Origin of the sequence: Aromatoleum tolulyticum, from assembly GCF_900156155.1 — a bacterium.
Lineage (GTDB): Bacteria > Pseudomonadota > Gammaproteobacteria > Burkholderiales > Rhodocyclaceae > Aromatoleum > Aromatoleum tolulyticum.
Genome location: NZ_FTMD01000005.1, coordinates 135393 through 156961 on the forward strand (window position 1 = coordinate 135393; position 21569 = coordinate 156961).

18 protein-coding genes are annotated in these 21569 nt (G+C 66.3%); 9 read left to right on the top strand and 9 right to left on the bottom strand.

Features of this window, described 5'->3' with window-relative positions; all coding sequences use genetic code 11:
• Positions 1-20 precede the first annotated feature (20 nt).
• Together BW991_RS09295 and BW991_RS09300 are read left to right on the top strand one after the other, a co-directional pair.
• Positions 21-959, top strand: a complete 939-nt coding sequence (locus BW991_RS09295) for an alpha/beta fold hydrolase (protein WP_076601819.1) — start codon at positions 21-23, stop codon at positions 957-959.
• 28 nt (positions 960-987) lie between these two features.
• Entirely contained in the window at positions 988-1671 is a 684-nt protein-coding gene (locus tag BW991_RS09300) for a DUF599 domain-containing protein (protein WP_076601820.1), read from the top strand.
• Between the two features lie 32 nt (positions 1672-1703).
• Here BW991_RS09300 and msrB read toward each other — a convergent pair whose 3' ends face one another.
• The 3 genes from msrB to ppsR are packed head-to-tail and all read right to left on the bottom strand — an operon-like array spanning position 1704 to position 4198.
• Positions 1704-2120, bottom strand: coding sequence for a peptide-methionine (R)-S-oxide reductase MsrB (gene msrB, locus BW991_RS09305; protein WP_076601821.1), 417 nt, complete (start codon positions 2118-2120; stop codon positions 1704-1706).
• Between the two features lie 35 nt (positions 2121-2155).
• The gene (locus tag BW991_RS09310; RefSeq protein ID WP_076601822.1) at positions 2156-3325 is read right to left on the bottom strand and encodes a DUF2863 family protein; all 1170 of its coding nucleotides are present in this window, start codon (positions 3323-3325) and stop codon (positions 2156-2158) included.
• A gap of 39 nt (positions 3326-3364) precedes the next feature.
• Positions 3365-4198: a posphoenolpyruvate synthetase regulatory kinase/phosphorylase PpsR gene (gene ppsR, locus BW991_RS09315; protein ID WP_076601823.1), complete on the bottom strand. Its 834-nt coding sequence runs from the start codon at positions 4196-4198 to the stop codon at positions 3365-3367.
• A gap of 109 nt (positions 4199-4307) precedes the next feature.
• Here ppsR and ppsA point away from each other — a divergent pair, with 109 nt between their 5' ends.
• Together ppsA and BW991_RS09325 are read left to right on the top strand one after the other, a co-directional pair.
• Positions 4308-6674: a phosphoenolpyruvate synthase gene (gene ppsA / locus BW991_RS09320; protein ID WP_076601824.1), complete on the top strand. Its 2367-nt coding sequence runs from the start codon at positions 4308-4310 to the stop codon at positions 6672-6674.
• A 297-nt stretch (positions 6675-6971) separates the two neighbouring features.
• Positions 6972-7355 (top strand): pyridoxamine 5'-phosphate oxidase family protein, encoded by a 384-nt coding sequence (locus BW991_RS09325; RefSeq protein ID WP_076601995.1) that lies wholly within the window; start codon positions 6972-6974, stop codon positions 7353-7355.
• Positions 7356-7419: 64 nt separating this feature from the next.
• On the opposite strand, the gene BW991_RS09330 is transcribed toward BW991_RS09325, so the two are convergent.
• A complete protein-coding gene (locus BW991_RS09330; protein WP_076601825.1) occupies positions 7420-9444 on the bottom strand; it encodes an NADPH-dependent 2,4-dienoyl-CoA reductase in 2025 nt (674 codons plus the stop codon).
• 232 nt (positions 9445-9676) lie between these two features.
• On the opposite strand from BW991_RS09330, the gene BW991_RS09335 reads away from it, so the two are divergent.
• From BW991_RS09335 to BW991_RS09345, 3 genes are read left to right on the top strand one after another with little or no spacing between them, the layout of a single operon-like run.
• Positions 9677-10777, top strand: coding sequence for a M23 family metallopeptidase (locus BW991_RS09335; protein WP_244551652.1), 1101 nt, complete (start codon positions 9677-9679; stop codon positions 10775-10777).
• A 9-nt stretch (positions 10778-10786) separates the two neighbouring features.
• The gene (locus BW991_RS09340) at positions 10787-11155 is read left to right on the top strand and encodes a hypothetical protein (RefSeq protein ID WP_076601827.1); all 369 of its coding nucleotides are present in this window, start codon (positions 10787-10789) and stop codon (positions 11153-11155) included.
• A 47-nt stretch (positions 11156-11202) separates the two neighbouring features.
• Entirely contained in the window at positions 11203-11634 is a 432-nt protein-coding gene (locus tag BW991_RS09345) for a bactofilin family protein (RefSeq protein ID WP_076601996.1), read from the top strand.
• 23 nt (positions 11635-11657) lie between these two features.
• On the opposite strand, the gene BW991_RS09350 is transcribed toward BW991_RS09345, so the two are convergent.
• The 5 genes from BW991_RS09350 to BW991_RS09370 form a co-directional block, all read right to left on the bottom strand.
• A complete protein-coding gene (locus tag BW991_RS09350; RefSeq protein WP_076601828.1) occupies positions 11658-12389 on the bottom strand; it encodes a phosphatase PAP2 family protein in 732 nt (243 codons plus the stop codon).
• 107 nt (positions 12390-12496) lie between these two features.
• The gene (locus tag BW991_RS09355; protein ID WP_076601829.1) at positions 12497-14053 is read right to left on the bottom strand and encodes an ArnT family glycosyltransferase; all 1557 of its coding nucleotides are present in this window, start codon (positions 14051-14053) and stop codon (positions 12497-12499) included.
• Positions 14050-15096: a glycosyltransferase family 2 protein gene (locus BW991_RS09360; protein ID WP_076601830.1), complete on the bottom strand. Its 1047-nt coding sequence runs from the start codon at positions 15094-15096 to the stop codon at positions 14050-14052. The genes BW991_RS09355 and BW991_RS09360 overlap by 4 nt, the downstream gene beginning before the upstream one ends.
• 5 nt (positions 15097-15101) lie before the next feature.
• Positions 15102-16025, bottom strand: coding sequence for a lysylphosphatidylglycerol synthase transmembrane domain-containing protein (locus tag BW991_RS09365; protein WP_076601831.1), 924 nt, complete (start codon positions 16023-16025; stop codon positions 15102-15104).
• On the bottom strand, positions 16022-16831 hold the full coding sequence (locus tag BW991_RS09370; RefSeq protein WP_076601832.1) for a phosphatase PAP2 family protein: 810 nt from the start codon (positions 16829-16831) through the stop codon (positions 16022-16024). The genes BW991_RS09365 and BW991_RS09370 overlap by 4 nt, the downstream gene beginning before the upstream one ends.
• 210 nt (positions 16832-17041) lie before the next feature.
• On the opposite strand from BW991_RS09370, the gene purL reads away from it, so the two are divergent.
• Positions 17042-20974 carry a phosphoribosylformylglycinamidine synthase gene (gene purL / locus BW991_RS09375; RefSeq protein WP_076601833.1) on the top strand — a complete coding sequence of 1311 codons (3933 nt, stop codon included), beginning with the start codon at positions 17042-17044 and terminating at the stop codon, positions 20972-20974.
• A gap of 111 nt (positions 20975-21085) precedes the next feature.
• Complete coding sequence (locus BW991_RS09380) at positions 21086-21511, top strand: DUF2946 domain-containing protein (RefSeq protein ID WP_244551653.1); 426 nt, start codon at positions 21086-21088, stop codon at positions 21509-21511.
• Positions 21512-21569: the final 58 nt, after the last annotated feature.

A 21569-nucleotide genomic window follows, 5' to 3' on the forward strand; every position in this document is an offset into this window, starting at 1 on the left:
TCCTCCACGATCTCGAATCGATGAGCCTGTTCGACTCCCTGCGCCGGCTGTTGCGACCGGAACCGTATCCCGCGCCCGCTGCGGAGATCGTAGTCGATCGGCCATGGCACGGCGTGCGCGAACGGTCGGTGCAGTGCATCGGTCCGCACGGTTTTCACCGCATGGCGTACACGGAATGGGGTGAGCCGGCGAACCGCAAGGTGCTCGTGTGCGCGCACGGCCTCACGCGCAACGGGCGCGACTTCGATTTCCTCGCCCAGGCACTGGCGGACGATTACCGCGTGGTCTGCCCGGACGTCGTCGGACGCGGGCGCAGCGACTGGCTCGGGGTGAAGTCCGACTACGGCTTTCCCGTGTACGTCGCCGATATGGTCACGCTGCTCGCGCGGCTCGATGCCGATACGGTGCATTGGGTCGGCACCTCGATGGGCGGGATCATCGGCATGCTGATTGCCAGCAGGCCGCATACACCGATTTCGCGGCTGGTGCTCAATGACGTCGGGCCGGTGATCACCGCAGCTTCGCTGCGGCGCATCGGCGAATACGTCGGCAAGGCGCCGAAATTCGCCAGCATGGCGGAGGCCGAGGCCTGGATCCGTGCGGTGAGCGCGCCCTTCGGCCCGCTCACCGACGAACAGTGGCAACACCTCACGCGTTACTCGGTGCGTCCCGTCGAGGGGGGCTTCGCGATGGTGTACGACCCGGGGCTGGGCGACGTCTTCCGCGAGGCGCCCGTCGTGGTCGATGTCGACCTGTGGGACGTGTATAAGGCGATCCAGTGCCCGACGCTCGTGATCCGCGGCGCTGAATCCGACCTGCTCCCACCCGAAACCTTCCGCCAGATGGGCGAAACCGGGCCATGTGCGCGCCTTGCCGAGATTGCCGGCGTCGGTCACGCGCCGGTGCTGATGGACCGCGCCCAGATCGCGCTGGTGCGCGACTTCCTGCTGGAACGATGAAGCGCGCGTTGCAGGGGAGGGGGAACCGATGAGCGGCATCTCGACACTCGACTGGATTGCGCTCGGCTGGTTTCTCGCGGCCTGGGCGGGCTATGGCTGGCTCTCGGAAAACAGCCGCTGGTCGCAGCGCGGGCTGATGGGGGTGAGCCATCGCTTCCGGCTCGACTGGGCACGCGAGATGCTGGCACGCGAGCTGCGCGTCAGCGATGCGGCATTGGTGGGAAACCTGATGCAGAGCGTGTCCTTCTATGCGAACACGACGATCTACATCATCGCCGGCCTGCTTGCCGTCCTCGGGGCACTCGACCAGGCGATGCGCTTCACCGCCGACCTGCCGTTCGCGCGCGCGACCTCGCGCGAGCTGGGGGAACTGAAGCTGTTGCTGCTGCTGACCGTGTTCGTCGTCGCGTACTTCAAGTTCACGTGGTCGCTGCGCCAGTTCAACATGCTGTCGATCCTGATCGGCGCGAGTCCGACGAATCCGCACGGCGAAGGGCACGAGCGCATGGTGCAGCGGGTGGCGATGGTGAACTCGCTGGCCGGCGACGAGTTCAACCGCGGCATCCGTGCCTACTATTTCGGCCTGGCCGCAGTCGCCTGGTTCATCCAGCCGTGGCTCTTCCTGTTCCTGACCGCCCTGGTCGTCGTGGTGCTGTATCGCCGCGATTTCGCTTCGGCGGTGCTGGTGGCGCTCGACAGCGACCGCGCCTGAAGTCACCCCGAGATGGGTGACTCCGGGGGGCGTCAGTCCTCGCCCTCTGACGAGCGCTGCGGATCGAAGCGGATGGAGGCGGAGTTGATGCAGTAGCGCAGCCCCGTGGGGGGCGGTCCGTCCTCGAACACGTGTCCGAGATGGGCGCCGCACTGCCGGCACAGCACCTCGGTGCGATGCATGAGATGGGAGCGGTCTTCCGCCTCGTCGACGTTTTCGGGTGCGGCGGCGGTCCAGAAGCTGGGCCAGCCGCAACCGGCGTCGAACTTGTGCTCGGAGTCGAACAACGGCGCCCCGCAGCAGCTGCAGCGGTACTCGCCGTTTTCCCAGAAGTCCCAGTATTCGCCGGTAAAGGCGCGCTCGGTGCCTTTTTGCCGGGCGATCTGGTATTGCGTTGGCGAGAGTTGCGCGCGCCACTCGGCGTCGGTCTTTTCGATCTTGCGGCTCATTCGTCTTCCCTCCGTCGGAACCGCGCGCGCAAATTTCAGTGCAGGTGGCGCGGTGCCTGTTCGCCGTGTTCGTCAGGCATTTCCGCGTGCACGATTTCGCCCTCCGGCGAGGGGTAGAGCGGTGCGCCGCAGTCGTCGCAGTATTCGAGCGGGAAACGGTGCTCGAGGTTCACGATTTCGGTGACGCCGCAGTCGCGCAGCACCGCCTCGATCTCGCTGTGCGAATCGGCCGTTTCGTCTTCCGCGCCCAGCAGCGGCCAGACGACACCGTGAACGACCTCTTCCTTGCCGCGGAGCGTCAGGCCGACACGGTATTCCTCGAGTTCGCGGTCGTAGAACGGCGCGATCACGGCACGGACGTTCGCGGCGGGCATATCCAGCTCCGCGCCGAGGAAGGCCACGGACGCGCGGATCGCGTACGGGCGGCTGTCCTTGTCGGCCTGGCGGCTGGCGGCGAAATACGCTTCCGGCAGCACGACTTCCATCGCACAGCCCGGCAGCAGGGGCGTGAGGCATGCGCCGCCCTGCATGCGCCACTGCGTCATGCTCTGTTCGCGCGTGCGCTCGGATTGCTGCCAGGCGAACAGTGCCTCGCCCTTCGGCACCGCGATTGCTGCGAGCAGGTAACGGGTGTCGGACAGGAATTGCGCCGTTTCCGGCATGCCTTCGGTGTCGATGTGCAGGTCCTTGCCGGCGACGGCGGCACGCCCGAGTTCGGCCGCGAATGCGGCGGTCGCGCAGTAACCCTGCGGCAGTTGGTCGGGGCTGAAGAGGAAATCGGCGAGCGCCAGTTTCACCTTGTCGGCGAGCACGTGCGCCTGCATATGCACCCGCAGGTTCGCGAGCACCGCGGAGGAAATGGTGTTCGACGGAATGCGGTAGCGCGACCACGCCAGCACCGGCGCGGCGATGAGCAGGACGTCGTGATCCGGTGATACGCCCGAAGCGCTTTCCGCGCGCGACTCGATATAGTCCGCCAGTTCGTCGTACGCGCGTGGATCGGCGGCGTAGAGATGATCGAGTGCCGCGTTCAGGGTGTCCTCGCCGCCTTCCTCGAGGATGCGGTCAAGGCTGTCGCACAGCAGCCGGTCCCAGTAGCGATCTTCGGCACGGCTACCGGATTCGGCCAGGCCCGTTGCGAGCCAGATCAGGTTTTCGGCGTCGCGGCCCAAACCACCGCGGCGTTTTTGACGGGGTCTCTTCATGGAAATTCCTGTTTGGGGATGTTGCTGCGCCTGCGCAACTCAATACGCAGGCTTGTTGAGCCTCACGGCCTGGAGGATGGTAGCCGAAATCTCCTCGATCGATTTCGTCGTCGAGTCCAGCCACTGGATGTTCTCGCGACGCATCAGCTTCTGCGCCGCCTCGATCTCGAAGCGGCAATTCTCGATCGCCGCGTAGCGGCTGTTCGGGCGACGCTCCTGGCGAATCTGCGAAAGCCGCTCCGGTGCGATCGTAAGCCCGAACAGCTTGTTGCGGTGGCGGTGCAGTTCGCCGGGCAGCTTGTTGCGCTCGAAATCCTCGGGGATGAGGGGGTAGTTCGCGGCCTTCACGCCGAATTGCACAGCGAGATAGAGACTGGTCGGCGTCTTGCCGGAGCGCGACACGCCGACGAGGATCACGTCCGCGTCCGCGAGTTCGCCGTCCGACGAGATGCCGTCGTCGTGCGCCATGGCGAAGTTGATCGCCTCGATGCGGGACTTGTAGTCCTGGCTCTCGGCCATGCCGTGAAAGCGTCCGACCGTGTGGGTCGAGCGTTGGCCGAGTTCCGCTTCGAGCGGCACGATGAACTGGTCGAACAGGTCTACGAAAAGTGCATCCGTGTCACGCAGTCCGCTCTCGGGCTGCGCATTGACCAGGGTACTGAAGACGATGGGGCGCACGCCGTCGCTCGCGCGCGCCTCGCGGATCTGGCGGGCGGCGTCGAGTGCCTTGTCGAGGTCGTCGACGAAGGGTATGCGGACCTGTCGCAGGTTCGAATCCGGAAACTGCGCCAGCAGGCTGTGGCCCAGGGTCTCGGCCGTGATGCCGGTGCCGTCGGAGATGAAGAATACGGTCCGGGTGGGGTGTTCGCTCATGACTTGGGCCGAAGATCGTGATATAGGGGAAAACCTGCCGTGCGGCAAAGCAGCAAATTTCGTTAAAATTACATTTTGCTTTCTCCCCAACAAAACCGGAAGGCCATTCATGTCCCGTTATGTCATCCCTTTCACTGAACTGCGCATGTCGGACGTAGAGCAGGTCGGTGGCAAGAACGCCTCGCTTGGCGAGATGATCAGCCAGTTGCCCTCGAGCGTTCGGGTTCCTGGCGGTTTCGCTACCACAGCGTACGCGTTCCGCGAGTTCCTTGCCCACCAGGGTCTCGCGGAGAAAATCCGTGCGGCGCTGGATGCGCTGGATGTGGATGACGTCGAAAAGCTGGCGAAGACCGGCGCACAGGTCCGCCAGTGGGTCGTCGAAACCCCCTTCCCGGCAAAGCTGGAGGAAGAGATCCGCTCAGCGTACAACGCACTGACCGCGGAAGGCGAGGGTAGTTTCGCAGTTCGTTCGTCCGCGACCGCCGAGGACCTCCCGGATGCCTCGTTCGCCGGTCAGCAGGAAACCTTCCTGAACATTCACGGCTACGAGAACATCCTGCACGCGATGAAGGAAGTGTTCGCGTCGCTGTACAACGACCGCGCCATCGCCTACCGCGTGCACAAAGGCTTCGCCCACGCCGACGTCGCGCTGTCGGCCGGCGTGCAGCGCATGGTGCGCTCGGACACCGGTGCCTCGGGCGTGATGTTCACGATCGACACCGAATCGGGCTTCGACAACGTCGTCTTCATCACGGCTTCCTACGGCCTGGGCGAGACGGTCGTGCAGGGCGCAGTCAATCCGGACGAGTACTACGTGCACAAGCCCACGCTTGAACTGGGCAAGCCGGCGGTGATTCGCCGCAACCTCGGCTCCAAGCTCATCAAGATGGTCTTCGCCGACAAGAAGGAAGCCGGCAAGTCGGTGCGCACCGTCGATGTGCCCGAAGCCGACCGCGTGAAATTCTCGCTGACGAACGAGGACGTGCTCGAACTCGCACGTTACGCCGTCGTGATCGAGAAGCACTACGGCCGCCCGATGGACATCGAATGGGGCAAGGACGGCCAGGACGGCAAGCTCTACATCCTGCAGGCGCGTCCCGAGACGGTGAAGAGCCAGGCCAACGGCCTGGTGATGGAAAAGTACCGCCTCAAGCAGTACGGCAAGGCCCTGACGCACGGCCGCGCGATCGGCCAGAAAATCGGCGTCGGCACCGTGCGCGTCGTGGCCGATGCGTCCGAGATGAGCCGCGTGCTCGCGGGCGACATCCTCGTCACCGACATGACCGACCCGAACTGGGAGCCGGTGATGAAGCGCGCCAGCGCGATCGTGACGAACCGTGGCGGCCGTACCTGCCACGCCGCGATCATCGCGCGCGAGCTGGGCATCCCGGCGATCGTCGGCTGCGGCAACGCGACCGACGTGCTGTCCGAGGGCGATTCGGTGACCGTGTCGTGCGCGGAAGGCGACACCGGCTACGTCTATCGCGGCAAGCTCGACTACGAAGTGACGACCACGGACATGGGCAACTTGCCCGACATCCCGGTCAAGATCATGATGAACGTCGGCAACCCCGAACTCGCCTTCGAATTCGCGCAGATCCCGAACGGCGGCGTCGGCCTTGCGCGCCTCGAGTTCGTGATCAACAACATGATCGGCATCCACCCGAAGGCGATCCTCGACCTGAACCAGGTGCCCGCCAGCCTGCGCGACGAGATCCTGCGCCGTTCGCGCGGCTACGCAACGCCGAAGCAGTTCTTCATCGAGAAGCTCGTCGAGGGCGTGGCCACGATCGCCGCGGCCTTCTATCCGAAGCCCGTCATCGTGCGCATGTCCGACTTCAAGTCGAACGAGTACCGCAAGCTTCTCGGCGGCGAGATCTACGAGCCGGAGGAAGAGAACCCGATGCTGGGCTTCCGCGGCGCCTCGCGCTACATCGCCCACAGCTTCCGCGACTGCTTCGAGCTCGAGTGCGTCGCGATGAAGAAGGTGAGGAACGAGCTGGGCCTGACCAACGTGCAGATCATGATTCCGTTCGTGCGCAACGTCGAGGAGGCCAAGGGCGTCGTCGATCTCCTCGCCGCGAACGGCCTGAAGCGCGGCACGAACGATCTCAAGCTCATCATGATGTGCGAGATCCCGTCCAACGCGCTGCTCGCCGATGCCTTCCTGGAGCACTTCGACGGTTTCTCGATCGGCTCGAACGACCTCACCCAGCTCACGCTGGGCCTCGACCGCGACTCGGGCCTCGTCGCCCATGCGTTCGACGAACGCGATCCGGCCGTCAAGCAGCTGCTGTCGATGGCGATCAAGTCCGCCAACCGTCTCGGTAAGTACGTCGGCATCTGCGGCCAGGGGCCGTCGGATCACGCCGATTTTGCCGAATGGCTGATGGACGAGGGTATCCAGACCATCTCGCTCAACCCCGATACGGTCGTCGACACCTGGCTCAAGCTCTCCGAGCACGCCGGCAAGTAAGACCGCTGGCGAGTGAGGGTAGAACGGCGGCTGTGACCGCCGTTTTTTTTGGGCAGCAGGGCGGCGATTCGTGCGCCTTGAGCGTGATCATTTCCAGCCGACGCTAATCGTTGTCTATTGTCGTCCTCGGATACAACGTCAGGACAATCGATGGCCGGATCCAGCGCCGCCTTGCTGTCAGCACGTAGTTGATCGTTGCAGCACTCGTGCTTCTGGCACTGTTCACGAATGGTCTGGCGCTGAAATTCGTCCGTGCGCGCTGAGATGCGCGGCCATTACATATCGGAGGTGCAAAGCATGGGTGTGATCGACGGGGTGACCCGGGATCTTCTTGAAAAAACGGAATTTCTGGCGATTGTCACGGAAGGGCCGGACGGTCCGCATGTGGTCGGGAATTGGGGCGAGTATTTGCGGCGCCTGGGCCTCGAGGGCGACAGGATGGTCTTTCCCGCCGGGTACTACCGCAAGACCGAGGAAAATCTGGAGCGCAACGCGCGGGTCCAGGTGCTGGCTGCGTCGCGGTCGGTCGATGGCAGTCACGGACCGGGGCAGGGCTGCCTGCTGCATGGAAACGGCACCATCATCAATGACGGCGAGCTGGTCGCGCGCGTCAAGGCGGCGTTCCCTTGGGCGCGGGGCGCCCTGGTCATCGACGTTGACCGGGCAGAATTGCAGCTCTAGTGAGCAGGCGCCGTTACGGCGGCGCCTTCTTTCGTGATTGTCCGGCGGCGCAAACTCAGAGCGCTCAGAGCGCCGCCGCCACCCGGGTTCCCTGATCGATCGCGCGCTTGGCATCGAGCTCGGCAGCGACGTCCGCGCCGCCGATGAGCCGCACATCCATTCCGGCAGCCTGTAGCGGCGCGTGCAGGTCGCGCAGCGGATCCTGACCGGTGCACACGACGACCGTGTCGACGGGCAGGAGTTTTTCCTCGTCGCCCAGTCGCAGGTGCAGGCCGGCGTCGTCGATCTTCGCGTAGCTGACGCCGGCGAGCATCTTCACGCCGCGCCGTCCGAGCAGCGTGCGCCGGATCCAGCCGGTGGTCTTCGCGAGGCCGTCGCCGACCTTGCTCGGCTTGCGCTGCAGCAGCCACAGTTCGCGCGTACGCGCCTCCTCCATGGGCGGGCAAAGGCCGCCACCTGCCGCGAACGTGCTGTCGATTCCCCATTCGCGGCGGTAATGTTCGATCGGATCGTCGGCGAGATCGGCGTGCGTGAGCAGTTCGCTGACATCGAAGCCGATGCCGCCCGCGCCGATCACCGCGACCTTGCGGCCGACCGGTTTGCGGCCGGTGATCACGTCGATGTAGCTCGCGACCTTGGGGTGGTCGATGCCGGGGATGTCCGGGATGCGCGGCGTGATTCCGGTTGCAAGCACTACGCTGTCGAAGCGTCCGGCGAGTTCGTCGGTGGTGACGCGGTGGTTCAGCCGGATTTCCACGCCGGCCTTTTCCAGGCGCCGGCCGAAGTAGCGCAGCGTTTCGGCGAACTCCTCCTTGCCGGGAATCCGCTTGGCGAGGTTGAACTGGCCCCCGATCCGGTCCGCGGCCTCGAACAGCGTCACCGCGTGACCGCGCTCCGCCGCGGTGGCTGCCGCGGCCATGCCCGCGGGCCCGGCACCGACGACGGCGACGCGTTTCTTCTGTAGCGCCGGAGAAATCATCAGTTCCGTCTCGCGGCAGGCGACCGGGTTCACGAGGCAGGTGCAGGGTTTGGCCTCGAAAATGTGGTCCAGACAGGCCTGATTGCACGCGATGCAGGTGTTGATCTCGTCGCCGCGTCCGGCTGCGGCCTTGAGGACGAAATCTGGGTCGGCGAGGAAGGGGCGTGCCATCGAGACCATGTCGGCGTCGCCGCGGGCGAGGACCTGCTCCGCAATTTCCGGCGTGTTGATGCGGTTCGAGGTGATCAGCGGAATTCCGACCTCGCCTTTCATCCGGCGCGTGACCCAGCTGAAGGCTGCGCGCGGCACCATCGTCGCGATCGTCGGGATGCGCGCCTCGTGCCAGCCCACACCGGTGTTGATGAGGGTCGCCCCGGCGGCCTCGATGGCCTTCGCCAGCGCGACGATCTCCTGCCACGGAGCGCCGCCTTCGACCAGGTCGAGCATGGAGATGCGGTAGATGATGATGAAGTTCGGACCGACGCGTTCGCGCACGCGCCGCACGATCTCGATCGGGAAGCGGTGGCGGTTCTCCATGCTGCCGCCCCAGCGGTCGGTGCGGTGGTTGGTGTGCAGGACCGTGAATTCGTTGATCAGGTACCCCTCGGAGCCCATCACCTCGACGCCATCGTAGCCGGCGCGCTGCGCCAGCGCCGCGCAACAGGCGTACTCTTCGATGGTGCGCTCGATGTCCTCGTCGGTCATCTCGCGCGGCGTCACCGGGGAGATCGGCGCCTTCAGGGGCGAAGGCGCAACCGAGCCGCGGTGATAGGCGTATCGGCCCGTGTGCAGGATCTGCATGCAGATGCGCCCGCCCTCGGCGTGGACGGCGTCCGCGATCAGGCGATGCTCGACGACTTCCTCGTCGTTGGTCAGGGCACTTGCACCGGGAAAGACCAGGCCTTCCGAATTCGGCGAGATGCCTCCGGTCACGATCAGCCCGACGCCGCCGCGTGCGCGCGCCGCGTAGAAAGCGGCGAGTTTATGGAAACCGTTGCTGGATTCTTCCAGTCCGGTGTGCATCGAGCCCATCAGCACGCGATTCTTGAGCGTACAGAACCCCAGGTCTAACGGCTGGAGCAGGGTCGGATAGGCGTTCGCAGCGGTCATTCGGGTCTCCTCGGATTTGGTTTTTTCGGGGCAGGAACGTACGGGTCCGTATTGTGCCGTTTGCGTGATGATAGTGCCTGGAGTGGGGGCGGACCAGAGGTCTCGCGCGCGGCGCGGTGTGCCGCAAAGCCTGATGGATGGCGGCTGGGGCCGTTCCGGTGCGGATCGAGCGCGCGACGGTGAGTTCGTGGCTTGACGCATCGTATTGATTTGGTGATAGAATTCGCCGCCCTTGTTCCGGCGTTTTGAATTTGCACGAATGGATTTGGCCGGGATCCGTTTTCGCCCATCGCACAAGCTACGCGTGCGATGCCTGGTCAATGTCTCTGCTTGGAGGAGACGGATGGCTTTTGTCATTCTTTCCGCCGGAACGCTAACGCAGTCGAAAGTGCGCACGATCAGCGCACGTGCGTTCCTGGCAGGCGCCAGCCTCGCGGTGCTGGCTGCGCTTGGAGGCGGGTTCGCCCTCGGGTACGTTTTCAAGTCACCGGCGAACTCCGCCGCGGCACCTTCGGAAGGTGGCGCTGAAACTTCCGCTAGCCCTGAGGCACGTGTGCTGATCGGTCGTTTCGGAGAGCTTGCGGGCCGCATGGTGCAGCTCGAGGCGGAAGCCAAGGGTCTGGCGAATCGCATCGGCGTCCTCAAGGACTTCGAGGCCCGGCTCAACGACAGTGCCGACGCCGAAAGCAAGTCCGGGCGTGTCGCCAAGACGCCGCCGGCGTCTTCCGGTGGTCCGCTGCTCGATCCGACCGCGGCGTTCGCGCCCCGGATCGCCGATCCGGCAATGGCCCTGACGCGCTCGCCGCTCGTGCCGGACATGGACGATGCCGGCAAGCTTTCGGACGAACTCGAGCGCATGGAACGGGACATCGAACGGGTAAGCGAAACCTTCGCCCATCTCGACAACGTCGCGACCTCGTTCAGCCTCGCGCAGATGGCGTTTCCCGGGCGTGCCCCGGTTCCGGAGGTCGAGGTCAACTCGAATTTCGGCAACCGGCTCGATCCGTTCCGCAATCGGCCTGCCTTTCACAGCGGTGTCGACTACCCCGCCCCGCGTGGTACGACGATCGTCGCCAGCGGCGGGGGGCGTGTCGTGTACGCGGGTTTTCGCGTGGAGTATGGCAAGACCGTCGAAATCGACCACGGTGGCGGTCTCGTGACACGTTACGCGCATGCGTCCAGATTGCTGGTCACCCCGGGGCAGATCGTGATGCCGGGGCAAAAGATCGCCGAAGTGGGATCGACCGGACGCTCGACCGGTTCGCACCTGCATTTCGAGGTCATCAAGGACGGCCTGGTGGTCGATCCCGCTACCTATCTGGCGCGCTTCTGAGTGCCACCAGTGAGGGAACCGCGGCGTTCGCCGAACCATGACCTGACGCGCAATGAATACGCACTGAGCCCGGCGAACCGCGGCTTCGGCCGCATGGCGTTCGTGCTGGCGGCCGTGCTCGCGGTGGTGTTGCTTGCGGTGGCCGGACTGCGGTTCTTCGAGAATCATCTCGCGCCCGCGTCCTATCTTTCCGATGTGCGCGCGGAAAACCTCGAACTCAGGAAGGAGCTCGCCAAGGTCCGTCTCGAGCTGGAGGTGGAATTGGCGACGCGCAGCGAGCTCGAGCGTCAGGTCGCAACGCTCAACGAGCAACTCAAGCAGGTGGGCGACGAACTGGCATTCCTGAAGTCTGCCGGGGCGCGCAGGCCGGAGAAGTGATCCGCCGCGCCGGGCAGGCGCGGGAATTCAAACGGGAGGCAGGACAGATGTTCTTCGGACGCAAGGGCAAGCGCACGATCGAAATGACCAAGCTTTCGAGCCTGGTGGCGGACAATCTCGAGATCGTCGGAGACGTGATTTTCTCTGCCGGACTGAGGGTCGACGGCCGGATCCAGGGGAACGTCATCAACAAGGACGGCGAGCGCAGCCTGCTCGTGCTCAGCGAGAAAGGCTCGATCAACGGTCGCGTGCGCGCCTACGATGCAGTGATCAACGGCGTGATCGCGGGCGACCTCGAAGTCGAGCATTTCCTCGAACTGCAGGCGAACGCGAAAATCTCCGGCAATATCATCTATCGTCAGCTGCAGATGGAATGCGGCGCGGTGGTCGATGGCAAGCTGGAAAAGCTCGAGGATGCTGCATCAGGGGCCAACGTCATCGAGCTTGCCAGCTCCAACCCGGCCTCGGCCGCGCGCTAGAACGGCCACGGCGTCGGGGTGGGTCAGGCGGTACTGCCGCGCTGGTCGTCCTGCGTCGGCGCCTGGTCTGCGTCCCCGGCTGCGGTGTCGTCCTGCAACCAGCCCAGGCGCCGGAATATCATCCATGCCGCCCACGCCGCGAACCACGTTGCATAGAAGCTGAACACGATGTCGCTCAGGAAATGCCCTCCCTGGGCGATCCTGCCGAGACCGAAGACGGTTCCGACCGTCAGGCCGATCAGCGTCCAGCGTCGACGCGCGGCGACCCCTCCAAGAAAGCCGAGGCTCACGAGGTAATAGCCGGCCGAGGCGTGACCGCTGACGAAGGAGCAGTTGTTCTCGCACTGGTCAGACGGCCGCGTAGCCGGCGTGAAGGTCTTGGTGCCTCCGAATTCCGCCACCTTGTAGGGGCGTGCGCGCCCCCAGTAGTCCTTGAGGGCGACGTCGATCAGCAGGCCGGGCCCGATAATCAGCGCGGTGATCAGATAGGCAACCTGGATGCGACGTTTCTGCCCGGTCGCCCCGCGCTGCATCGAGTAGGCGAACAGGGCGATGAACAGGCCGATGATCGTCGCCTTCGACATGAGCGGGATGCCGCGATAGAGCGACTGGACGAGCGGGTTGTAATCGCCGGAGAAGCCGCGCGCGGAATCGTAGAACACGCCCGATACCGCGAGATCGAGCTCGGGCCACACCGTGAACACCAGCGCGCAGGCCGCCATTGTCACGGCCATCCACAAGGTCAGCCGGTTCATCGGCAGTTGCTCCTGCCGTGCAGGCGCGTTGTCGGCAGATACCGCAGTCGCGCACGAGATTGATGCATGTGGGGCTTCCTTCGTCGATGCCGGGTCGAGCATGGATCTCAATCGGGCAGCTTGCGGACGAGTGCGACGCCACCCTTGCGGTAGAGGATGTCGACGCCGGTCGCCGGAACGCGGTCGGTGCGCGTGAGCGCGAGTTCGCCTGCTGCGGGAGCGCGGTCGGGTGTGACGGCCTGCCGATAGACGCTGAAGCTCGGCGCATAGTAACGCCATGCGACGACGGGTTCGCCGGTCTTGCGCGCGAGCAGTCCGGCTTCCTTGACGGGGCCCTGCAATACCGCGCCCGCCCAGGGAACGACCACGCCCGCGAGGACGACGACCTGGATGACGGCGGCGGCGCCGACCTTCATCCACGCTGCGGCGTTCCAGCGCAAGGCCAGCCAGATCCATGCGAGGAGGCCGCCGATCGCGACGAGGTAGTATTCGGGCGTGGCCTCGGTCAGTGCGAGCGCCAGCTGGGCGCGGTAATACGCGTTGCCGGCCTCGCTTGCCGCGAGCGCGTCGAAGATCAGCGGCAGGAAGGGCGGCAGGGCCAGGAACAGCGTCGGGGCGAGCAGATGCAGGGGCGCCCGTCGTAGCGCGTTGCGGTGGACGGCGATCAGCAGGAACAGCGGCGTCGATCCGTAAAGGACGTAGTGCGGGAGCTTGGTGCCCGAGAGCGAAAAGAACGCGACGACGAAGCCGGCCCATATCCACAGGAAGCGGCGCACGCCAGTATCGAGGTCGCTGCGCACATGCCGCACCGCGGCGAACAGGGGGCCGGTCCACGGCAGCAGCAGCAGCGGCACGGCAATCACGTAGTAGAAGAGGCTGCCGGCGTGGCCTTCCAGCGTGCCCGTGAAACGTTCGACGTTGTGTTTGAGGATGAAGCCATCGATGAAGGCCTGTCCGTGTATCGCCAGGGCCGCGGCGTACCACGGCACGACGATCGCTGCGAGTATGGCGAGTCCGACGGGGTCGAACACGGCTCGCACCCAGCGTTTCCATTCCCCGCGGCTCGCACAGTACAGCAGGCTGACGGTGCCCGGCACGATCAGGGCAATCGGTCCCTTGGTCAGGGCGCCGAGTCCGATCCACACGAAGCACCGCAGCAGGGGGGCGCGGCGGCCGGACTCCAGGTGCCGCCAGGCATCGAACAGCGCCAGGGCGAGGAGCAGGTTGAGCAGCGCGTCGGCTGTCGCCGCGCGCGCGATGGCGAAGGGGCCCAGTGCGGTCGATGCGACCGCCAGCGCGGCCAGCGCAGTGCTCGCGCCAAAGCGCTCACGCGCGAAGTGCCAGGTCGCATAGCTCCACAGGGCGCCGGCAACCGCCGAGGGCAGGCGGAAGCCCCATTCGGTGGGACCGAACAGCAGGTAGCCGAGCGCCTGCAGCCAATACACGAGGATCGGCTTGTCGAAGCGGTGTTCGCCGTTGAGGTAGGTCGACAGGAAGTCGCCGCGCTCGAACATCTCCCGTGTCGCTTCGGAAAACGCCCCTTCATCGACGTCGAACAGCGGCGCCCCGCCCAGCCGCAGGAAGAACGCCACGAGCGGGAGCAGGAAGATCGCGAGCGCCAGCGACGCACGCGGCCGGGGCAGGGAGGCCGCGGGAGAATTCATCGGACGCCTTTCCGGTGCCATCCGTCAGCGTCTTCGAGCGCATTTCCCGGTCGTGCGAGATAGGCGCGCGAGCTGCCCGACTCGTAATACACGCGCGTCAGCAGTTCGGCGAGCACGCCGGAGGTGACCATCTGCACGCCCGCGATGACGAGGAAGAAACCGCCGAAGAGCAGCGGACGGGTGCCGATGTCTTCGCCGAGGAAGAGCTTCAGGGCGACGAGGTAGGTGAGGATGAGGCCGCCCAGTGCGCCGAGGCCGATGCCGATGCCGCCGAAGAAATGTCCCGGGCGGGTGCGGTAACGCATGAAGAAGTACACGAAGACGAGATCGAGGACGACGCGGAAGGTACGCGAGATGCCGTACTTCGACTGTCCGAAGACGCGCGCATGGTGCGTCACGACCTCCTGGGCGATGCGGCGCGGCGTCGTCACCGTCGCGAGCCAGGCCGGGATGAAGCGGTGCATCTCGCCGTACAGGCGCACGCTCTTGATCGCGCTGGCGCGGAAGACCTTGAGGCTGCAGCCGTAGTCCTTGAGGTGAACGCCGGTCATGCGCGCGATCAGGCGGTTGGCGATGCGCGAGGGGATCTTGCGCAGCAGCAGCCCGTCCTGACGATCCTTGCGCCAACCTGCCACGAGGTCGAGGTCCTCGGTCAGCAGGCGGTTGACCATGCGCGGGATGTCGATCGGGTCGTTCTGCAGGTCGCCGTCCATCGTGACGATGACGCTGCCGCGGGCGGCGTCCAGGCCGGCTTGCATCGCCGCGGTCTGCTTGAAGTTGCGCATCAGCTCGACGATGCGCACATGCGGTCCGTATTTGTCGGCGCAGCGGGCAAGCTCCTCAGGCGTCGCATCGGAGCTGCCGTCGTCGACGAGCACCACTTCCCAAGGGCAGGGATAGGGGCCCAGCGCGAGGTGGATGCGTTCGAGAAGCGGCTCGACGTTTTCCGCCTCGTTGTACATCGGCACGACGACGGACAGGGTGTGCTCGGGCATGTCCGCGGGAATCTGCGGTTCGGCCGGCGGCAAGGGCGATTTGTTCATTCGGATCAGTGTTTTCCGGAAAGATGCGAGCGATCTGGGGTTGCGGACGCAGAGGGTGGCGCCGGCATGAGCCAGGCGACGGCGCCGGATGCTACAGCACAGGCGATGACGAAAAGGTGAAGGGCGAGGGCGGCCTGAAGGCCGTTTTCGAACGGGACGCCGTGCGGCAGGATCGCCGCCGCCGCGCCCGCTTCATAGGTGCCGAATCCCGCGACACCCTGGACCGGGAGGATCGCGGCGAGTTCCGCGCCGAGCGCGCCGGCCGCGCCGACGGCGAGGCCGGCCGGGAGCAGTGACGACAGGAGCCAGGCCTGGGTGGCGAGCTTCACGGACCAGTTCGCGAGCGTCCATGCCCAGCCGAAGCGCGCGTGCCGCGTCGAGTCGGCGAAGGCGTCGCGCAGTTTGGCGAGCTTCGCCGCGGCGCCGCCGCGTTCGGCCCAGGCGTGCGGCGCGCGCGCCCAGCGCGGCAGGTACCAGGCGAAGGCGACGAGTCCGAAGATGCCCGCGAGTCGCAGGGGGGGCGGGAGGCCCGGCCAGACGGCAACGGCAAGCACGGCGACGACGAGCGCATCCTGCAGGCGGAACCAGAACAGCGATGCGATGGCGCGGGCCAGCGGCGTGCCGAAGTTGCGCCCGAGCAGGACCGGAAAGGCCGCTTCGCCGCCGCGGAACGGCACGACATTGACCATCGCGTTATGGATCAGCACGATGCGCAGGCAGGCTCCGAAACGGCCATGCGCGTCGCGACGGAATTCGTCGTAAACGCGGCCGGCGCGCAGCACATAGCTCGCCGCAAAGCCGATGAACGCGAGCATCAGGGTTAGCGGGTCCAAGCGCCGGAACGCATCGGCGAGACCCTGCCAGCGGCCGTCCCACGCCAGCCACACGAGCAGCGCAAGGCTCGCGGCAATCGCCAGCAGCCGCTTCATGTGCGTCGCCCTTGCGGCAGGGGCGCGCGCGCGAGCGCGAAAGCGATGCCGCCCAGCCCCCAGGCGCTCAACGCGTACTGGATCCAGCGTCCTTCCGGATAACCGAGCTCCTCGAAGAACACCGAGATCGAGAAGCCGGCCATCAGGACGGCGAGCACGCGCCAGCCGGTGCGCTTCTCCCAGAAGCGCCAGCGCGACGACCACCACACCCCGAATGCGCCGCAGAGCCAGCCGCCGGCCGCGCCGGCGAAGATGTCGAGCGGCCAGTGCGCGCCCACGGCCACGCGCGAGAAGGCGACCGCCGCGGCAATGGCGAGCGCGGCGACGGCGATCCACCGTTTGCCCGCCTGTACGGCACACAGAGCGGCGACCGCGGCAAAGCCGAAGGCCGTGGCGGAGTGGCCCGACGGGAAGGAACCCGTGCGCAGGATTTCCCCGATCACGTTGAAATGCTCCGCGCCGAGGACGGCCGCCGGCCGCGCTTCATCGAAGAATTCCTTGGCGCCATGCGTGTAGAGCGCGCCGACGGGAACCGCCAGCAGGGCGGATGCCGCCCATCGCGGGTGCCAGGCGAGGAAGCCGGCGAGCATCGCGAATGCGCCGGAGGTCGAACCGAGGTTGGTCAGGCCGGCCCACAGGAAGGCGGGGGCCGCCGCCGCCGCGGCATTCCAGCCCAGGAACCAGTCGGTGTTGCGCCCGCTTGCCAGGGCTGCCAGCGCACACAGCGCGAGGATTGCGGCGGGAACCGCGATCCAGCAGGCGCTTTCGCGCGAGCGACTGGGCGAAGACAGGGGGGCAGTGGTCATCAGGCTGCGTTGGCCAAAAACGCGTAATTCTACCCGATCTGCGCGTGCAAACCTTGAACCGGTCTGTCGTGTCACGCAGTGCGGCCCGCCACGCCGGTTGCGGACGCGGGAAACTACCAGCAGGAGCGGGCGCGACCGTCGGGTATAATTCCGGCCTTTCCGTACGACGAACTCCGTTCGCGTCCCTCCCGATCCTTCGCACCGACTCAAATGGCCGAAATTCTCAAGCTGCGCGGCGCTCCGGCGCTTTCTTCCTCCCGCCTGGAGCGGCTCTCGCGTACCGTTGCCGACGCGCTGCCCAAACTGAAGGGGCTCGCAGCCGAACATTGGTATCTCATCGAGATCAAGGCGCCGTTGAGCGCCGTGGAACTCGAGCGACTGGTGGATCTGCTGGGCGCGGTGCCCGCGACGCCACAGGCGCCGGCAGGCACGCCGCTGGTGGTGGTGCCGCGGCTCGGCACGATCTCGCCGTGGTCGTCGAAGGCGAGCGACATCGCCAGCCAGTGCGGTTTCGACAAGGTCGTGCGCATCGAGCGCGGTATCGCCTACTCGCTGGACGTGCGGGGCGGGCTCGACGATCGGCAGTTCGCCGCGGTGCTCCCGCTGCTCCACGACCGCATGACCGAATCGGTATTGCAGAACGTCGAGGCGGCCGAGGCGCTGTTCCATCACTACGAACCCAAGCCGCTGACGACCGTTGATGTCATCGGCGGCGGCCGCGCCGCGCTCGTCGCCGCGAACGGCGAGCTGGGCCTGGCGCTGTCGGAAGACGAGATCGACTACCTCGTCGACAACTTCACGCGCATGGGGCGCAATCCGACCGACGTCGAGCTGATGATGTTCGCGCAGGCGAACTCGGAACACTGCCGCCACAAGATCTTCAACGCGGACTGGGTCATCGACGCGCGCACGATGGACAAGACCCTGTTCGGCATGATCCGCGAGACGCACAAGGCCCATCCTGAAGGGACCGTCGTGGCCTATTCGGATAATGCGTCGGTCATCGAAGGTGCCGTGGTCGACCGCTTCTACGCGGACCCCGACGGCCAGTGGCGCTTCCGTGCGGAAGAGACCCACATCCTTGCGAAGGTCGAGACGCACAACCATCCGACGGCGATCTCGCCCTTCCCGGGCGCTTCGACCGGTGCGGGCGGCGAGATCCGCGACGAAGGGGCGACGGGCCGCGGCTCCAAGCCCAAGGCCGGCCTCACCGGCTTCTCGGTCTCCAACCTGAACATCCCCGAATTCGTCCAGCCGTGGGAAAAGCCCTATGGCAAGCCCGAGCGCATCGCATCGGCGCTCGACATCATGATCGAGGGGCCGATCGGCGGCGCGGCATTCAACAACGAGTTCGGACGTCCCAACCTCGCGGGCTACTTCCGTGCCTTCGAGCAGGAAGTGCAGAGCGAGGTGCGCGGCTACCACAAGCCGATCATGATCGCCGGCGGCGTCGGCAGCATCCAGGCACAGCAGTCGCACAAGGTGCAGTTCGCTCCCGGCACGCTGCTGATCCAGCTCGGCGGTCCGGGCATGCTGATCGGACTGGGCGGGGGCGCGGCGTCCAGCATGGCTACCGGGACCAACACGGCGGATCTCGACTTTGCGTCGGTGCAGCGGGGCAATCCGGAAATCGAACGCCGCTGCCAGGAAGTCATCGATGCCTGCTGGCAGCGCGGAGAGGCGAATCCTATCCTCGCGATTCACGACGTCGGCGCGGGCGGCCTGTCGAATGCGATGCCGGAGTTGGCTGATTCCGCCAGTCTCGGCGCACATTTCGAACTGCGCGAGGTGCACATCGAGGAACCGGGCATGAGCCCGCGCGAGATCTGGAGCAATGAGTCGCAGGAGCGGTACGTCCTCGCGATCGCGCCCGAAAGCCTCGACGAGTTCCGCGCCATCTGCGAACGCGAGCGCTGTCCGTTCGCGGTGCTCGGTGCGGCGACCGCCGACGGCCACCTCACCGTGAGCGACCGCCACTTCGACAACAAGCCGGTCGACATGGAGATGCAGGTGCTGCTCGGCAAGCCGCCGAAGATGACGCGCAACGTGTCGCGCCGTGCCGTGCATGTGCCGCCGTTCGACGTCACCGATGTCGATCTGAAGGAGGCGTGCCTGCGCGTGCTGCGCCTGCCGACGGTGGCCTCCAAGAACTTCCTCATCACGATCGGCGACCGCTCGGTCGGCGGCATGACGGCGCGCGACCAGATGGTCGGCCCGTGGCAGATTCCGGTCGCCGACGTGGCCGTCACCGCGATGAGCTTCCACGGCTACAAGGGCGAAGCCTTTGCGATGGGCGAGCGTACGCCGGTCGCGTGCCTGGACGCCCCGGCATCCGGCCGCATGGCGGTGGGCGAGGCGATCACGAACATCGCCGCGGCCGACATTTCCGACCTCGGCAAGGTGAAGCTGTCGGCGAACTGGATGGCGGCCGCGGGCCATCGCGGCGAGGACGCCAGGCTCTACGACACCGTCAGCGCCGTGTCGCAGTTCTGCCAGGCGGCGGGGATTTCGATCCCGGTCGGCAAGGATTCGCTGTCGATGAAAACGGCGTGGCAGGACGCGGGGCAGGATCGCCAGGTGGTCGCTCCGCTGTCGCTGATCGTCACTTCGTTCGCGCCGGTCGAGGACATCCGCCGCACGCTCACGCCGCAGCTGCAGTTTCCCGACGGTGTCGAAACCGAGCTCATGCTCATCGACCTCGGTAACGACCGCAACCGCCTCGGCGGCTCGGCGCTCGCCCAGGTGTTCGGTTCCGTCGGCGAGCACGCGCCGGACGTCGACGCGGCACAGCTGGCTAAGTTCTTCGCGTTGATCCAGCAGTTCCGCCGCGACGGACTGCTGCTCGCCTACCACGACCGCAGCGACGGCGGCCTGTTCGCGACGCTGTGCGAGATGGCCTTCGCGTCCAAGTGCGGCCTGTCCGTCGTGCTCGACACGGTGTGCTACGACCAGTACATGAACGACGTCGACGGCCTCGACAAGAAGCCGGACACGATCAAGGGTCGCCTCAACGACCGCCTGTTCGGCGGCCTGTTCGCCGAGGAGCTCGGCGCGGTGATCCAGATCCGCCGCGAGGACCGTGCGCGCGTCACGACGCCGCTGCGCGACGCCGGGCTCACTTACCACTTCCTCGGCGAACCGAACGAACGCGACGAACTCCGCTTCTGGCGCAACGCGAAGCTGGTGTTCAGCGCGCCGCGCGCCGAGCTGCTGCAGACCTGGTCGGAAACGAGCTATCGCATCGCCCGCCTGCGCGACGACGCAGACTGCGCGCGCGAGGAGTTCGAGGCCCTTGCGGACGTGTCGAATCCCGGCCTGAGCGTCGTCACGAGCTTCGACCCGGCAGAGGATATCGTCGCGCCGATGATTGCGACCGGTGCCCGTCCGAAGATCGCGATCCTGCGCGAGCAGGGCGTGAACTCGCAGGCCGAGATGGCTGCCGCGTTCGAGCGCGCGGGCTTCGCGCCGTTCGACGTGCACATGTCCGACCTGCAGGCGGGCCGCCGGCACCTGTCAGACTTCCACGGCCTGGCTGCCTGCGGCGGCTTCTCCTACGGCGACGTGCTCGGCGCCGGCCAGGGCTGGGCCAAGTCGATCCTCTTCAATGCCGCGCTGCGCGAGCAGTTCGAGGCCTTCTTCGGCCGCAGCGACACGTTCGCGCTGGGGGTGTGCAACGGCTGCCAGATGATGGCGAACCTCGCTGCCATCATCCCGGGGGCCGACCACTGGCCGACCTTCCATCGCAACCGCAGCGAGCAGTTCGAGGCGCGCTTCGTGATGGCGGAGATTCCGGAGAGCCCGTCCATCCTCTTCGCCGGCATGGCGGGCAGCCGCATGCCCATCGTGGTCAGCCACGGCGAGGGCAGGGCGGTGTTCGCGGAGGACGCAGATCGCGGCAGCGTGATCACCGCGGTGCGCTACGTCGACAACCACGGCAAGCCGGCCGCGAGCTACCCGTTCAACCCGAACGGTTCGCCCGACGGCCTGGCCGGCGTGACGACCGCTGACGGCCGGTTCACGATCATGATGCCGCACCCGGAACGCACCGCGCGTACCGTGCAGATGAGCTGGCATCCCGCGACGCTCGGCGAGGATTCGCCGTGGATGCGGATGTTCCGCAATGCGCGGCGCTGGCTCGGCTGATCGGCCTGACGAAAGGTCCGACTCAAGGGCTGCCGAAGCGTGAAGCAGTTGGCAGCCGACTTTTTCCTCCGCTTGACTGCAGTCAAGGGAAACGGGAGCCTCGTCGCTAGAATGCCAGCGTCCCGAGGCCTCTATCCGCTCATGCATCTCAAGCGCTCGACCCGCACCCTGACGGCATGGATCGCGTTGTTCGCGATCCTGCTCGGTGCCGTCATGCCGGCGATGAGCCATGCGCTGTCGCGGGTTGCCGGCGGCGAAACGCGCTGGGTCGAGGTCTGTACCGTGGCCGGCACCAAGCTGGTCGCGGTCGACGATTCCGCCGGCGACAGCAAGGGCGGCAACCCCGACCTGTTTCCCGCGGAACGCTGCGCCTTCTGCGCAACGCATGGGGGGGCACCGGCCCTGCCGGCGCCGCCCGTGGTGCCCTTTGCGCTGGAAGCCGGCAGTGACGAATTCCCCCGGTTGTACTTCCACTCCCCGCGCCCGCTGTTTGCGTGGATCAAGTCGCCTCCGCGCGCACCGCCACTCCTCGCCTGAACGTTCTTCGCCCCGACCCGCCTGACCGGTACAGGAAAGGCGCGGCGTGCACGGGGCT